The 14,855-nt window shown below is 61.4% G+C and carries 14 protein-coding genes; 9 read left to right on the top strand and 5 right to left on the bottom strand.

Going from position 1 to position 14,855, the window contains the following annotated elements; all coding sequences use genetic code 11:
* The first annotated feature begins 349 nt into the window (after window positions 1-349).
* Window positions 350-1,546, top strand: coding sequence for an IS30 family transposase (locus AYX22_RS12245; RefSeq protein WP_207597452.1), 1,197 nt, complete (start codon window positions 350-352; stop codon window positions 1,544-1,546).
* A gap of 75 nt (window positions 1,547-1,621) precedes the next feature.
* Here the strand turns inward: AYX22_RS12245 and AYX22_RS12240 are convergent, their stop codons facing one another.
* Entirely contained in the window at window positions 1,622-2,125 is a 504-nt protein-coding gene (locus AYX22_RS12240) for a DUF2004 domain-containing protein (RefSeq protein WP_089595277.1), read from the bottom strand.
* A gap of 50 nt (window positions 2,126-2,175) precedes the next feature.
* A complete protein-coding gene (locus AYX22_RS12235; RefSeq protein ID WP_207593715.1) occupies window positions 2,176-3,141 on the bottom strand; it encodes a LysR family transcriptional regulator in 966 nt (321 codons plus the stop codon).
* Between the two features lie 396 nt (window positions 3,142-3,537).
* On the opposite strand from AYX22_RS12235, the gene nrdH reads away from it, so the two are divergent.
* The 4 genes from nrdH to nrdF all read left to right on the top strand — a co-directional run bounded on the left by nrdH (window position 3,538) and on the right by nrdF (window position 7,563).
* The gene (nrdH, locus tag AYX22_RS12230) at window positions 3,538-3,780 is read left to right on the top strand and encodes a glutaredoxin-like protein NrdH (RefSeq protein ID WP_011775022.1); all 243 of its coding nucleotides are present in this window, start codon (window positions 3,538-3,540) and stop codon (window positions 3,778-3,780) included.
* 62 nt (window positions 3,781-3,842) lie between these two features.
* Entirely contained in the window at window positions 3,843-4,313 is a 471-nt protein-coding gene (gene nrdI, locus AYX22_RS12225; RefSeq protein WP_207593714.1) for a class Ib ribonucleoside-diphosphate reductase assembly flavoprotein NrdI, read from the top strand.
* Window positions 4,314-4,345: 32 nt separating this feature from the next.
* Window positions 4,346-6,466: a class 1b ribonucleoside-diphosphate reductase subunit alpha gene (gene nrdE, locus AYX22_RS12220; protein WP_207597569.1), complete on the top strand. Its 2,121-nt coding sequence runs from the start codon at window positions 4,346-4,348 to the stop codon at window positions 6,464-6,466.
* Window positions 6,467-6,588: 122 nt separating this feature from the next.
* Window positions 6,589-7,563 carry a class 1b ribonucleoside-diphosphate reductase subunit beta gene (gene nrdF, locus AYX22_RS12215; RefSeq protein ID WP_011775019.1) on the top strand — a complete coding sequence of 325 codons (975 nt, stop codon included), beginning with the start codon at window positions 6,589-6,591 and terminating at the stop codon, window positions 7,561-7,563.
* 64 nt (window positions 7,564-7,627) lie between these two features.
* Here the strand turns inward: nrdF and AYX22_RS12210 are convergent, their stop codons facing one another.
* A complete protein-coding gene (locus AYX22_RS12210) occupies window positions 7,628-8,968 on the bottom strand; it encodes an HNH endonuclease signature motif containing protein (protein WP_207593713.1) in 1,341 nt (446 codons plus the stop codon).
* 71 nt (window positions 8,969-9,039) lie between these two features.
* On the opposite strand from AYX22_RS12210, the gene AYX22_RS12205 reads away from it, so the two are divergent.
* The gene (locus AYX22_RS12205) at window positions 9,040-10,068 is read left to right on the top strand and encodes a dienelactone hydrolase family protein (RefSeq protein WP_242703316.1); all 1,029 of its coding nucleotides are present in this window, start codon (window positions 9,040-9,042) and stop codon (window positions 10,066-10,068) included.
* An 18-nt stretch (window positions 10,069-10,086) separates the two neighbouring features.
* Here the strand turns inward: AYX22_RS12205 and AYX22_RS12200 are convergent, their stop codons facing one another.
* A complete protein-coding gene (locus AYX22_RS12200; RefSeq protein ID WP_207593712.1) occupies window positions 10,087-11,175 on the bottom strand; it encodes a PDDEXK nuclease domain-containing protein in 1,089 nt (362 codons plus the stop codon).
* Between the two features lie 60 nt (window positions 11,176-11,235).
* Here AYX22_RS12200 and AYX22_RS12195 point away from each other — a divergent pair, with 60 nt between their 5' ends.
* Together AYX22_RS12195 and AYX22_RS12190 are read left to right on the top strand one after the other, a co-directional pair.
* Entirely contained in the window at window positions 11,236-11,727 is a 492-nt protein-coding gene (locus AYX22_RS12195; protein WP_207593711.1) for a DNA alkylation repair protein, read from the top strand.
* 67 nt (window positions 11,728-11,794) lie between these two features.
* Window positions 11,795-13,297, top strand: a complete 1,503-nt coding sequence (locus AYX22_RS12190) for an FAD-dependent oxidoreductase (protein ID WP_207593710.1) — start codon at window positions 11,795-11,797, stop codon at window positions 13,295-13,297.
* On the opposite strand, the gene AYX22_RS12185 is transcribed toward AYX22_RS12190, so the two are convergent.
* Entirely contained in the window at window positions 13,294-14,265 is a 972-nt protein-coding gene (locus AYX22_RS12185) for a hypothetical protein (protein ID WP_207593709.1), read from the bottom strand. The genes AYX22_RS12190 and AYX22_RS12185 overlap by 4 nt on opposite strands.
* A gap of 80 nt (window positions 14,266-14,345) precedes the next feature.
* On the opposite strand from AYX22_RS12185, the gene AYX22_RS12180 reads away from it, so the two are divergent.
* Window positions 14,346-14,834 (top strand): VTT domain-containing protein, encoded by a 489-nt coding sequence (locus tag AYX22_RS12180; RefSeq protein ID WP_207593708.1) that lies wholly within the window; start codon window positions 14,346-14,348, stop codon window positions 14,832-14,834.
* Window positions 14,835-14,855: the final 21 nt, after the last annotated feature.

Here is a 14,855-nt window from a genome sequence, read left to right as displayed (position 1 = left end):
CCGGCGGATGTACGCGCCTGAGCTAAGGACTCAGTTCTTTCAAGCCCTTGATCGTCTTGGCAGCGTCACTGCCGCAGCTTCGGAACTTGGACTGAATCGGGTGACTTGTTACCAGTGGTGCCGGAAGGCTGGCGTCCGGAACGAGAAGGTCGTCAGGACGCAGTACGCGCCAGAGCAGAAGGAAGAGTTCTTCACGGTCCTCCGGCGCGTGGAGAGCGTGACTCTGGCCGCTGCCGAACTTGGTTTGAACGTCAATACCTGCCACCGCTGGGCCTCGGAAGCGGGAATTGCCAGCAAAGCCCCAGGATCCGACCGGCGGGAAAAATTCCTCCGGCTGCGGAAGGTCGGAATGAGCCGAAGCGAAGCCATCACCGCCGTAGGTGTCAATCCTAAGACCGCCCGGGAGTGGGAACGCGGGATCAGGAAGTCTGGTGGGCGACGCATTTATCCGGATGGCCGGGTGGTCGATTACAAACGTGGTGTGACCACTAAGACCTCTTCCACCGGCACACCAGGAGTGGTGCCGGTGGAAGTATCAGCGTTAGAGAAACCTATTGACCCGCGATACCTCAATGTTCAGGAACGGGAATTGATCCGGGATCTGCAGGCAGCTGGCTCCTCGGTGAGGGCGATCGCCCGCACCATCGGCAGATCGCCTTCAACAGTCAGCCGGGAGCTGGCACGAAATACCGACCCCCTCCTGGGCTACTTGCCCCACGGAGCGCATCGCAAGGCAGCTACCCGGCGGAGGCGGCCCAAGTCCGCCAAACTGGCCATCGAGTCGGGCCTGCGCAACTACGTGAAAGACAAGTTGCTCCTACGCTGGTCTCCAGAGCAGATCAGCCACACCCTGGTCGAAGAATTCCCCGACAGACCGGAGATGCGCGTGAGCACCGAGACCATTTATCAGGCCCTCTACCTCCAGGCACGGGGCGGACTCAAACGCGAGGTCCAGGCAGCGCTACGCACCGGCCGGACCCGCCGGAAACCCCACCGCACGGACGAGCAGCGCACCCCCAGATTCGTCGACCCGATGATCATGATTTCCGAACGACCACCCGAGATCGAGGACCGCGCGGTGCCCGGCCATTGGGAGGGCGACCTCATCACCGGGGCCCTGAACCAGTCCGCGATCGCGACCTTAGTCGAGCGCACCACCCGATACGTGATGCTCGTCCACCTCCCGGGCGACCACACCGCCGAAACTGTCCGCGACGGCCTCATCAAAACAATGGCGACATTGCCGGCACACCTGCGAGGCTCCCTGACCTGGGACCAAGGCGCCGAAATGGCAGCCCACAAATCCTTCACCCTCGCCACCGACATGCAGGTCTATTTTTGCGACCCCGCCAGCCCCTGGCAACGCGGCTCAAACGAAAACACCAACGGCCTGCTACGCCAATACTTCCCCAAAGGCACCGACCTATCCGCCTACGGACCCGAAGACCTCGAACACGTCGCCCAGGAACTCAACGGCCGCCCACGCAAAACGCTCGGCTGGAAAACCCCAGCCGAGCGCCTACGTGATTTACTACTAACCACCTAACCAACAGGTGTTGCAACGACTCCTAGAAACCGCCAAGGTGACCGGCCGCCGTCGTTCGCTGTTAAGTGTTGCTGGCTACTCCCAGAGGATTTCGTCATCCACCACGCCGTCTTCGTCGGCTGCGACCACCAGGAGTTCGTCCGTGAAATGAGATCCGAGGGTGAAGTCCAGCACAAAATACCGCTCTGGCTGTCCGGGGTAGATGGCCACGTGGCCGAGCTTGAGGGCCTTCAGGAATACATCATTGGTTAGTTGGCCCTTGTCCCGGACGCCGAAGACCGATTCCAGCTGCTCGTCCTTGAGCTGTGAGCTATGGAAATGCAGGAATTGCTGGGGATTGGTGCCGTCCTGGTCAAGCTCTTCGGCAATCATTTCCCTGACCTGGTCCACGAGTTCGGGCAGGAAGCGCAACCTGTAGTCCACCTTGCGCATGGCGGCCTCATCGAAGTGGTCGTGCGCGGTGACATTGAGGTCCAGCTCCAACTGGTTGCCGGCGAGTTCGTGTCTTGCGACGAAGCAATGTTCACGCCCGTGGTTGAGCTCGATCTCCCCAAAATGTTTGCTCGCTACCTTGCCCATGTGATCAATCTAACCCCATCAACCGGCGGGTTCCAGCACTTGGGGATATTTCACCGGCGCCGTTGCGGGGCCTTGACAGGCGCGGTTTTCAAGGGGTGAAGTCCGCTCTTACCCGACGTCTCCCGGAGGGTGTCGGCCAGCAGTTGTGTGAACAACTGCACTTGCGCCGTCCGCTTTTCGTTGATGAGCAGTGCGAAGACGTTGCGCGCCAGCCGAATGTCCGGGACGTCAAGGACCACGACGCCGGATGGCCGGTTCCGGAGCGCCAGTTCCGGTACCAGCGAGGCACCCAGGCCGGCGGCGGTCATCTCCAAGCTGGCGTGGAAGTCGTCGCTGTACGCCACCACCCGTGGATGGAGGTTGCAGCTGGCGAACAGGCGCTCGATCACCAGGGCGTCGCTGGTGCCGGGGTGGTGGACGATCCACGGCATGTCGGACAGGTGAGCGGCTTCTATCTCGGCGTCCTCCCGGATTTTCCAGGATGCAGGCAGCACCACCCTGAAGTCGTCGTCGCCGATCCACTGCCGTTCCAGGGAGTGTGGCCAGGCCAGTCCGGACTGCCCCACCTGGTAGACCAGCGCCACGTCCAGTTCGCCGCCGCTGCGCAGTCCCTGGATGGTTTGGGCGGGCTCCGCCACGGAGACGCGGAGCTCAATGCCCAGCCCGTTCCACCGATCGTTCCGGAGGATTTCCGGCAACACGTAGGTGGCAAGGCTGGGGAAGATGCCAAGCCTCAGTTCCTGCGCGGGGGAGTCGTTGGTTCGTGAAGCGGCAGCCATGAGGGCTTCGACGTCTGTCAGTACCTTCGATGCGTGCCGGGTCATGGTCACGGCAGCTTCCGTGGGGACAACGCTCCGCGCCGAACGTTGGAAAAGCTCGACGCCGGTATCGCGTTCCAGCGCGGCCATCTGTTGGGAGACTGCCGAGGCTGTGTAGCCAAGCTGGGCGGCGGCAGCAGCGAAGGAACCCAAGCGGGTTACTTCCATCAGCGTCCGGAGGTGGAGGAGATTGACCATCAGCAGATTTTAGCTGTTCGCCACGCCACATTTTCAAAGTGTCACGACACGCCGTATCCGGGCGACACGCTGGAGATTAAATGTGGCTAAGTAGTCCACAGGGTGTGGATGACATCTCTCAATTTGGCGGAATCACGGACATTTTGAGGGCCCTCGCCTGTGGACGAGCGGTGGATTGAATGACATACTTGTAATACATCATCTTGGGGTTCCAGTTCGACGCTTGCACTACATGTAGTATCGATTTACGGATTGAGCGGGAAACCAGCACAAGACAAAATCAGAGCGTGTTGGCTGTCACGGCAGCCCGCGGGCCGGTATCGGATTCAGTAGCTAGTTCCGGTTGAGCCCGCCAGATACGAAGAGCGACAGACTTCAACTAAGGGGACAGGGATCATGACCGTAACGGTTTACACCAAGCCGGCCTGTGTTCAGTGCAACGCAACCTACCGGGCACTCGACAAGAAGGGCATTGCCTACCAGAGTGTCGACATCTCCCAGGATGCCGAGGCCCTCGAGCGCCTCAAGGCACTGGGCTACATGCAGGCTCCGGTCGTCGTAACCGAGCAGGACCACTGGTCTGGTTTCCGCCCGGACAAGATCGAGGAACTGGCCCAGGCCGTTTCCTCCGTGGCCTAAGTTTCATCCAAACTTCGCCACCACAGCACACTAAGAATTCCTATGTAGTCGAGGTGACTCCCATGGCACCGCTGGCAGCGGCACCCGTACGCGATGCTGCAGAAGCTGTGACCACGAGGAGTCACCTCATCTACTTTTCCTCGACCTCCGAGAACACCAAACGATTCGTCGAAAAATTGGGTACGGATGCGGCGCGCATCCCGCTATACGCCCAGGATGCTCCGCTTCGAGCCCTCGAACCCTTCGTCCTTGTACTGCCCACTTACGGCGGAACAAACGGCGAAGGTTCCGTGCCGAAGCAAGTCATCAGATTTCTCAACGATTCCAGGAACAGGGAACTGATCCGCGGTGTTATCGGAGCAGGGAACACCAATTTCGCGGACAACTACTGCGCGGCGGGAGACATCATCTCCGTCAAGTGCAAAGTGCCGCATCTTTACAAATTTGAACTCATGGGAACGCCGGAAGACGTTCAGCGGGTCAACGAAGGGCTGGAAAAGTTTTGGACACAACTGTCGCAGAAACAGAAGTAACCGGGGGCGCTGTGGACACGGTCAAGAAGCCGCTGCCTGAGGCTTTCAAGGGCTTGGGTTATCACGAGCTCAACGCCATGCTGAACCTGTATGGCCCCAACGGCGAGATCCAGTTCGAAGCCGACCGTGAGGCTGCGCACCAGTACTTCCTGCAGCACGTGAACAACAACACGGTGTTCTTCCACGATCTGGAAGAGAAGCTCGATTACCTGGTGAAGAACCAGTACTACGAGCGCGAAACTCTTGACCAGTACACGATGAACTTCATCCGCGACCTCTTCAACCGCGCGTACAAGAAGAAGTTCCGCTTCGAAACCTTCCTTGGTGCCTTCAAGTTCTACACGTCCTACACGCTGAAGACTTTCGACGGCAAGCGTTTCCTGGAGCGCTACGAAGACCGCGTCTGCATGGTTGCCCTTCACTTGGCACGCGGCGACGAAGACCTGGCCAACCGCCTCGTCGATGAGATCATTGACGGCCGCTTCCAGCCGGCTACGCCTACGTTCCTCAATGCCGGCAAGGCACAGCGCGGCGAGCTCGTCTCCTGCTTCCTGCTCCGCATCGAAGACAACATGGAGTCGATCGCCCGCGCCATCAACTCCGCGCTCCAGCTCTCCAAGCGTGGCGGCGGTGTAGCGCTCTCTCTCACCAACATCCGTGAACACGGTGCTCCGATCAAGCAGATCGAAAACCAGTCCTCCGGCGTCATCCCCGTGATGAAGCTCCTCGAAGACAGCTTCTCCTACGCAAACCAGCTCGGTGCCCGCCAGGGTGCAGGTGCCGTATACCTGCACGCACACCACCCGGACATCCACCGCTTCCTGGACACCAAGCGTGAGAACGCCGACGAGAAGATCCGTATCAAGACGCTCTCCTTGGGTGTTGTGGTTCCGGACATCACGTTCGAACTGGCCAAGAAGAACGAGGACATGTACCTCTTCTCCCCGTACGACGTCGAGAAGGTCTACGGTGTCCCGTTCTCCGATATTTCGGTGACCGAGAAGTACTACGAGATGGTTGACGATTCGCGGATCAAGAAGACCAAGATCTCTGCCCGGGAGTTCTTCCAGACCCTCGCGGAGATCCAGTTCGAGTCCGGCTACCCGTACATCATGTTCGAGGACACCGTGAACCGGGCCAACCCGATCGACGGCAAGATCACCATGAGCAACCTCTGCTCGGAGATCCTCCAGGTTTCCTCGCCGTCCATCTACGCCGAAGACCTCAGCTACGAGACCGTGGGCAAGGACATTTCCTGCAACCTCGGTTCCATGAACATCGCCAAGACCATGGATTCGCCGGACTTTGGTCGTTCCATTGAGACGTCCATCCGCGCCCTCAGCGCTGTGTCCGACATGTCCTACATCAACTCGGTGCCGTCCATCGCACAGGGCAACGCCCAGAGCCACGCGATCGGCCTTGGCCAGATGAACCTTCACGGTTACCTTGCCCGCGAGCACGTCCACTACGGTTCCGAAGAGGGCCTGGACTTCACCAACATCTACTTCTACACGGTGCTGTTCCACGCTCTGCGCGCTTCCAACCGTCTGGCCATCGAGACCGGCCAGAAGTTCGGCGGCTTCGAGAAGTCCACCTATGCTTCGGGTGAATTCTTCGACAAGTACACCGAGCAGGAATGGGTCCCGGCAACGGAACGCGTCTCCGAGCTCTTCGCCGGCCACCACATCCCCACGCAGGATGACTGGCGCGAGCTGAAGGCCTCGGTCATGGAGCACGGTATCTACAACCAGAATCTCCAGGCCGTACCGCCTACCGGTTCCATCAGCTACATCAACAACTCCACGTCGTCGATCCACCCGGTGGCCGCCAAGATCGAAATCCGCAAGGAAGGCAAGATCGGCCGCGTCTACTACCCGGCTCCGTACCTGACCAACGACAACCTGGAGTACTACCAGGACGCCTACGAAATCGGCTACGAGAAGATCATCGACACCTACGCCGCTGCCACGCAGCACGTGGATCAAGGCCTGTCCCTGACGCTGTTCTTCAAGGACACCGCCACCACGCGTGACATCAACAAGGCCCAGATCTACGCATGGCGCAAGGGCATCAAGACCCTCTACTACATCCGTCTCCGCCAGCTCGCGCTGGAGGGCACTGAGGTGGAAGGTTGCGTCAGCTGCATGCTGTAATCAGCCTTTATCGGTTGATTAGTTGCGGCCCCGGCTGCACTCAAAACTAAAGAGTACGACGGCGGGTTTCCACCCGCCGTCGTAGGCTTATCTCAAGAAAACCATCGCTTTAAGGGGATGAAATGACCGAAAAGGTCAAGCTGCTGACACACGTCGAGGCCATCAACTGGAACAAAATCCAGGACGACAAGGACGTGGAAGTCTGGAACCGGCTGGTCAACAACTTCTGGCTCCCGGAAAAGGTGCCGCTGTCCAACGACGTCCAGTCGTGGCACACCCTGACGCCGGATGAGCAGCAGCTCACCATGCGCGTTTTTACCGGCCTCACGCTCCTGGACACGATCCAGGGCACGGTTGGCGCCGTTTCGCTGATCCCGGATGCAATCACCCCGCACGAAGAAGCCGTTTACACGAACATCGCCTTCATGGAGTCGGTGCACGCCAAGTCCTACTCGTCCATCTTCTCCACCCTGTGCTCCACCAAGGAGATTGACGACGCTTTCCGCTGGTCACTCGAAAACGAGAACCTGCAGAAGAAGGCGCAGATCGTCATGGATTACTACCAGGGCGACGATCCCCTGAAGCGCAAGGTTGCCTCCACGCTGCTGGAGAGCTTCCTGTTCTACTCGGGCTTCTACCTGCCCATGTACTGGTCCTCGCGCGCCAAGCTCACGAACACGGCCGACCTCATCCGCCTCATCATCCGTGACGAGGCCGTGCATGGCTACTACATCGGCTACAAGTTCCAGAAGGGCCTGGAGAAGGTTTCCGAGGCCCGCAAGCAGGAAATCAAGGACTACACGTTCGAGCTGCTCTTCGAGCTGTACGAAAACGAAGTCCAGTACACCCACGACCTCTATGACGGAGTCGGCCTGGCCGAAGACGTCAAGAAGTTCCTGCACTACAACGCCAACAAGGCGCTCATGAACCTCGGCTACGAGGCCATGTTCCCGGCGTCCGTTACCGACGTGAACCCGGCCATCCTGTCGGCCCTGTCCCCGAACGCCGACGAGAACCACGACTTCTTCTCCGGCTCGGGCTCCTCCTACGTGATTGGCAAGGCTGTCAACACGGAGGATGAGGACTGGGAGTTCTAAGCAGCAGTTGTTTTTATTGAGGGCGGGCAGCGAGCAATCGCTGTCCGCCTTTCTTGTGTCTGGATCATGTTCTGGAGGGTCGGTGTCCGGGGAGTGGTGGGGCTTTGGAGTGGTAGGTGTGTCCGGTGGGTGTGCTGATGTGCAGGGTGTGGGTGTCTGCGGGCAGGGGTGTGGCGTTCCAGCCGGGGTTTTCCTTGGTGTGGTTGCACGCTTCGCAGAGCCCTGCGGCGTTGTCCAGGGTGGTGGTTCCGCCGGAGTGCCAGGGCACGATGTGGTCGATGTGCCGGATGGGCGCGTCGCAGTACGGGGTGCGGCAGGTATGGTCCCGGGTTTGGATGAATCGCCGGTGTCGGTGTGGGAAGAGCCGGGCTTTGGAGTCCATGGCCAGCAGTTCCCCGCTGCCGGGCGCGGTGTAGAGCCGCCGGACCCAGACCGCGAAGTCCTGACCCTGCCCTGTCGCGGCTTTCGTCCCGCCCCGGCCGTGTGTCTCTTCAGCGCCGATCAGGGTTCTGGCCCATTCCGCGGGGACGATGCCGTAGCCCTGCAGCCTGGCCGGTTCGCTGTCTCCCTGAAAGAGGGTGCGGTCGGTCATGACGAGGTCCAGGTTGATGCCCGTAAACCCAGCCCGGGTGCCGGTGACACGTTCGACCAGGGTGTCGGCCATGACCTGCCCACGGCCCCGGGGATCCCCACTGGAACGGGCAGCATCAGCGGACCGGGTCAACGCCGCATACACCGCCACCCCTTGGGCGACCGGGAGCAGCGCGGTCAGGTACGTCATGGTGTCCGGTGCCGGGCGCAGACTCACCATCCGTTCGCTCGCGGCGTGGCTGGCCCGCTGCGCCACCGACCGAGGATCGCGCCGGTACGCGGCGGCCTTCACGGCAGCGACCAGGGCCCGGTCACCGAAACCCTCGAAAGTCCCGGCATCGGGAGCGAGTTCCTCATCCACCGCGGCCCGGTCCTCAACACTGAGGCAGGCTGTTTCCTTCACCAGCAGTGTGGCCCGCCACTCGTTCAACAGGCCCTTGTTCAACGCCGCCAGCGTGTGTGGCATCTCCATCACCAGGGCCTTGGCAAGGCCCAACAACCTCGAGCCCCGGTTCGGTGATTCCCGCCGCGCCAACGCCACCTGCGCACCCACACCCTTGCCACGCTCCGCCGCAGGGACTCCGGCCTCGGCCTGTTCAGCCCGCTGCGCCAGATCAAACGCCACAGCAATCTGCGCCTGCAAACCGGAGATGGCTGACTTCATTTCCTCCAACACCCGCAACTGATCGATCAGGTCACCGCTGACAGTGCTGGGCTGAACTGAACTGCCGGCCTGAGCCACCCCTCGAGACAGAGCTGGAATAGGCACAGCAGAGACCGCCGCCCTCGCTTGCCCGTCCCGGATCTGCTTCATGTCCCTACTCTCGCAGGGGGTACCGACATTATTAGGCGCTTTCGGTCAGGCGGCTCTGAACCATCCCAGCCTTGTCCGCGTCTTTACATCAGGGGAAGATCATCATCATCGTCGGGAGGTTCGCCATGGTGCAGCTGGGGAAGTTCGAAAAGTACTTGATCGAAGAGTTCTACGATGACTACCGGTCGGGGGATATGTCGCATGTGACCTTCACCCGGCGGGTGGCGTTCATCATGGGCAGCATGACGGCGGCTGCGGCGGCCATGACCTTGGTGGGCTGCGCGCCTGAGGAGGTACCGCGAACCACGGATCCGATGCCCACGCCATCGCCAACAACCATGGCAGGATCTCAAGGGCCAGCCACCACCGCCGTCCCCAATGCCAAGAGCCCACTGTCCGTTCCGGAGGGCGCGGCAGGTCTGACATCGGCCACCGTGAAGTTCGACTCCAACGGGACCGAAATCAGCGGTTACCTCGCAAGGCCCGAGGGCGGCCAACCTGGTCCCGCCGTGTTGATCTGCCACGAAAACCGCGGCCTCACCCCGCATATCCAGGACGTTGCCCGTCGCTTCGCCAAGGAAGGCTACGTGGCGCTGGCCCTGGACCTCCTCAGCAGGGAAGGCGGAACGGCGACCATGGATCCCGACGCCGTTCCGGGAGCCCTGACGCAGGCGGGCGCCGCACGCCACGTGGGCGACTTCAAAGCTGCCTTCGATTACCTCAACGGCCAGGACTTCGTCGAAGAGGGCCGCATCGCCATGATTGGCTTCTGCTTCGGCGGCGGCATCACGTGGCAGGCGAGCACCGAGATCCAAGGTCTAAAAGCCACCTCAGCGTTCTACGGTCCAGCCCCTGATCTGGCCAAAGTCTCCGCCATCAAGCCGGCAGTCTTTGGCGTCTATGCCGAGAACGACGCACGCATCACCGGCGCTATGCCCCAACTCCAGGAAGCCTTGGACGCCACGACGGTCAAGCACCAACTCAAGGTCTACCCCGGAGTAGACCATGCGTTCCACAACGACACCGGTGAGCGCTACGTGGAGGCCCAAGCTACAGCAGCATGGAACGACACCCTGGCCTGGTTCAAGGACAACGTCTAAGCTGCGGCACGCTGGAACCTACCCCTGCAACCGCGCAGCTTCACTCGCCAGCTCTGCCTCCAGGATTTCGATGCTCGGCAGGCTCGCCACCAACTCGTCGGGGAGTGAGTCCGCGAGGGATGTCTTCCACTCCGCAATGCCCACGGGAGCGTTGAACCCACGCAATGCGTACTCGGCCACCACGCTGTTTTTCTCCTTGCACAGCAGTAATCCGATAGTTGGCTTGTCGTCCGGGTGTGCCATGAGGTCGTCCACTGCTGCCATGTACATCCCCAGCTGCCCGAGGAACCCGGGTTCGAACTTCACGGCCTTGAGTTCGATCACCATGTAGCAGCGCAGCTTCAGGTGGTAGAAGAGGAGGTCCGCGAAGAACTCGTCGCCGGCGATCTCCAAGCGCACCTGCTCACCTACAAAAGCGAACCCTTGGCCCAGCTCCAACAGGAATTTCTCCACATGTTTCACCAACTGCAGCTCCAGGTCCCGTTCGGTGTGCCGATCACTCATGGACAGAAAGTCGAAGACGTAGGGATCCTTGGTCGCCTGCTGCGCCAGGTCCGAATCTGCGGGGACCATCGTGGAGGCAAAGTTGGTGATGGCCTGCCCCGAGCGCTCGTGCAAGCGGGTTGAAATCTGATGCGTCAACACGTTGCGGGACCAGCCGTGCTGGGCAGCTGCCGCTGCGTACCAGAGCCGCGTGGCGGCGTCGTCGAGTTTTTCCAGCAGTGCGATCTGGTGGTACCAGGGCAATGTTGCAAGCGGCTCTTGCAACATTGGGAAGTCGGGCCAAGCCTGGGCGAAGCTCTTCATGTAACGGAGGTTTCTGGGGGAGAAGCCTTTCGCTTCCGGGAAGCGGGTCCTGATGTCGGCAGACAAACGGGTGACCACTTTGGCGCCCCAACCCTGCTCGGATTCACGTTCGGCGAGCTGCAGGCCGATGCTCCAGTAGGAATTCAACAACTCGCTGTTGGCCGCTGCCATGGCCCGGGTCCTGCCCACGCGGACTTCCTTCGCCACAGTGTTGAGCAAGGTGGGGTACCAGTCGGGCATGGACGAAGCGGCCGGGACACCCGGAAATGATGCTTCGTTGGCGAGCTCTTGGGACGGCATGGTGCTCCTGTCGGTTGCTGTTGTTGTCACGCTAGGGGGAGGCCCTGACAAAATAGGCAGGTGAGTGAAGCCGGTGAATTCGTGGACCACACCCTGCAGATGGAATCCACCTGGGAGAAAGCTGCTGAAGCCAGTGAACGTCTGGGTGGGGCCCTGAAGGTGTATGGCGCGTCCGTGGGTGCCGTGCGGGGAACGGTGAGGGATACGCTGAAGCGGTACAAGAACCTGGACCATGACGACGTCACCGCCTTGAGTTCGGAGCTCTACGCGGAGCCCGTCTTCGAACGGCGTCTCGCCGCAGTGGTTCTGCTGCAGACCAAAGCAGGCATCCTGGTCAACACTGACCTGACCCGTATTGAAGGTTTCATCAGGCAAGCCGGGACCCGGGAGTTGGTGGATCCCCTGGCCTCAGACGTTGTGAGGCCGTTGGTGGCACGGCTGGAGGGACTCGCGAAGGAACGCGCCGAACGCGTCCTGGAGCGGTGGGCTGCAGATCCGGACCCCGAGCTTCGGCACGCTGCGGCATTGGCGGCAGGCACCGCCACCCCTTGATAAGCACCAGCGACCCGCCTAGCGTTTCCCTCACCACATGCCATTGAGGTGAGAGGCAGGCTGATCGATGAAATCGCTCTGGTTGGACCGGGAGATGCGCTTCACCTCCGACCACATCCCTGAGGAAAAGCACTTCGACACCATAGTGGTAGGCGCCGGGCTCACTGGGATGGTGACGGCCTTGCTGTTGTCACGGTCAGGCCAGCGTGTGGTGGTTTTCGAGGCCAGAACGCTGGGTGCCGTGACCACCGGCAACACCACAGGGAAACTGAGCCTCTTGCAAGGCGGTGTACTGTCCGCTTTGCGTGGCCAGTACCCCCTGAAAGTGGTGCAGGCCTACGTGGAGGCCAACAAGTCCGGCCAAGCCTGGCTGACGCAGTACATGGAGCAGCAGGGCACTCCGTTCCAGCGCCGCACTGCGGTGACGTTCGCAACCACGGACGACGGCGGCCAGCGGCTTCGCAAAGAGGCTGCAGTTTCACGGGACGCAGGTTTGAACGTCCACTTCAGCCGTGATGCCGGCCTGCCGTTCCCCGTAGTGGAAGCGCTGGAGCTCGAAAACCAGATCCAGATCAACCCCATGGACGTGCTGGAAACCCTTGCAAGGGACCTTCGCAGGCATGGCGGCATGATCGTCGAGGATCTGCAGGTTCGGAACGTAAGTTCGGAGCAGCCCTTGGAAGTCTCCACGCAGAAGGGTACCTTCACAGCGGACACCGTGGTGCTGGCTACAGGGACTCCGATCCTGGATCGTGGCCTGTACTTTGCCAAGCTTGAGCCCAACCGGTCCTATGCAGCGGCGCTGAAGATACCGGGAGACATACCTCAGGGCATGTATCTGTCCATCGATTCACCCACCCGGTCCCAACGCACTCAACCCTCTCCCGAGGGCGAATTGCTCCTGGTGGGCGGCTACGGGCATGCGGGCGGCCGGGCCGCGTCGCCGCAGTCGCACCTGGATGACCTGCTCGGATGGGCAACAAAGCATTACCCTGGCGCTGAAGTCACCCACACCTGGTCTGCCCAGGACTACCGGGCCACCAATCTCATGCCCTTCTTTGGCAAACTTCCCCGCGGACAGGGACGGATTTTTTTCGGCACGGGCTATAACAAATGGGGGATGAGCAACGGGGTGGCGGCAGCACTGTCCATCACCTCGGACATTCTGGGAGGCCAGTCCGATTGGGCCACCGTCATCCATCATCGCGTCACCTCGCCGAAAGGCGCGGTTGAGGGTGTCCGGCACAATGCGGACGTTGCCCGCCGGATGATCGAGGACAAAGCCAAGGTCAGGAAAAACCCCGAGATCACCGACGAGACCCGCCCACCGGAGGGGACAGGCGTCGTGGGGTTGTACAAGGGTGAGCCAGCGGCCGTGTCCACTGTGGAAGGGAAAGTCTGCAAGGTCTCCGCCACGTGCACGCACCTGGGCGGCCTCCTGAGCTGGAACGATGCCGAGAAGTCCTGGGATTGTCCGCTGCACGGCTCCCGCTTCACACCAGAGGGCCAGTACTTGGAGGGGCCCGCCACCCGTCCCCTGGAAAAGTCGGTCGGTAAGAAAGAGAACTAGCCCAGCCGGTCCACGCGCCGCTGGGCTTGGTCAGCAGCGCGTCGTTTTTGGGTAGCCTCCCTGACGGAACGTTTCTTCAGGGATTCCGCAGCATCAGCGTCCCTGGTCAGGCCAATAAGTTCTGCTTCGAGCGAGGACAGGCGCTTTTTGGCATCCTCAATCTCGGACTTGAGGCGTGTTCGACGGGCCGAGAGTTCGTTGACGACATCCCAGGCTGAGGATGCCGTTGCCTCGGCCTCCGCGGCTTCCTGGTCTGCGGCGTCGAACTCTTTTTGCGCGTCCTTCAACGCTGCCCGTTGCTTGGCTGCCCGGCGATCCGCCAGCGAGGTGGCTTCTTCCTGCGGCGGCTTTTTCCCGGGCGCCGCGGCCTGGGGAGGGGGTGACTCTTTGGTACGGGACGCGGGTTCCTTCTGTGCTGCCGGTTTCGATGCGACCTCATGTTCGGGGACAACAAGGTCCCCGGGTGCGGCCGCAGCCACCGCATCTGTGAGGTCCACTGCCTCAAAGCCGCTGCCGCTGAGTCCCCGCACCAGCCGGCCTGTGCCGACGGCGGCGGCCGCGCCGACGTCGGCCATGGCGGCCCGGAGCGTTTGTTCCACGTCGGCTGCTGCCGCGGCACTGAGGGGCGTCCCCAGCTCGGTGGCAAGTTCCTTTGCGGCATGCACGGCCGAGGTCAGCTGCCCCTGCCGCTGCTGTCCGAGCTCACGAAACGCTTCTGCGTCTCCGTCCTCCTGGGCGGTTCTGAGAGCAACGCCAAAACGCACGACGCCGTCAATTACCTCAGGCTTGTGAACGGACAGCATGTTGATGGCCCAGGCGCCGGCGGCGGGTTTGGGCAGGCCGGCGATCTCCTTGGCCAGGTCCTTTTCTCCATCATCCTTGGCTTTGCGGGCCAAGGCGGTTCGTTCAGCGGTGAAGTCTTTGGGCGGCACGGCGTACAGCTCTTGGGCGGCATCGCGGAGATCCATGGACTCATCCTAGGGTTCACTGCGCCCCGTCGGTCGGACCGAATCCATAATGCGACGTTGCTTAGGGTAGCCTAAGTCGAGTGGATCAGATCATGAGTTTGCCCTTCGGCGTCGCCCTCGCGGCGCTCTTCGCTATTGTCATGATCCGCGTCAACGTCACGTACTGGATCGGACGCGGTGCCGTGGCCGGGTTCGCCCACACCCGTTTCGGTAGATCCCTGGAGCGTCCCAAAGCAGCCCGCGCGCAAGTCCTCATCCAGCGCTGGGGGCCGTACGCCGTCGTACTTTCCTTCCTGACCATTGGCCTGCAGACGGCCATCAACCTTGCAGCAGGTGCTGCCCGCATGCCGCTTCGCAGATACCTGCCCGCAGCAATTGCCGGTTCGCTCATGTGGGCGTTGCTGTATGCCACCATCGGGCTGGCAGCCTTGGAAGCCTGGCTTGCGGTTGCGGCGGCATCGCCTGTGGGAGCCGGGCTGGGGGTTGCGGTATTGGCCGCCGTCATCGTCTGGGTAGTGGTGGCCCGCAAGCGTCGTTCTGCGGCCAAATCAGCGGATACAGTGGTCTGAGTTCTACTGCTGGATCGGCGA

Origin of the sequence: Arthrobacter sp. D5-1 (assembly GCF_017357425.1) — a bacterium.
Classification (GTDB): Bacteria; Actinomycetota; Actinomycetes; order Actinomycetales; family Micrococcaceae; genus Arthrobacter.
The sequence above is the reverse complement of the archived record's forward strand: the minus strand, read 5'-3'. Positions and strand labels throughout refer to the sequence as shown.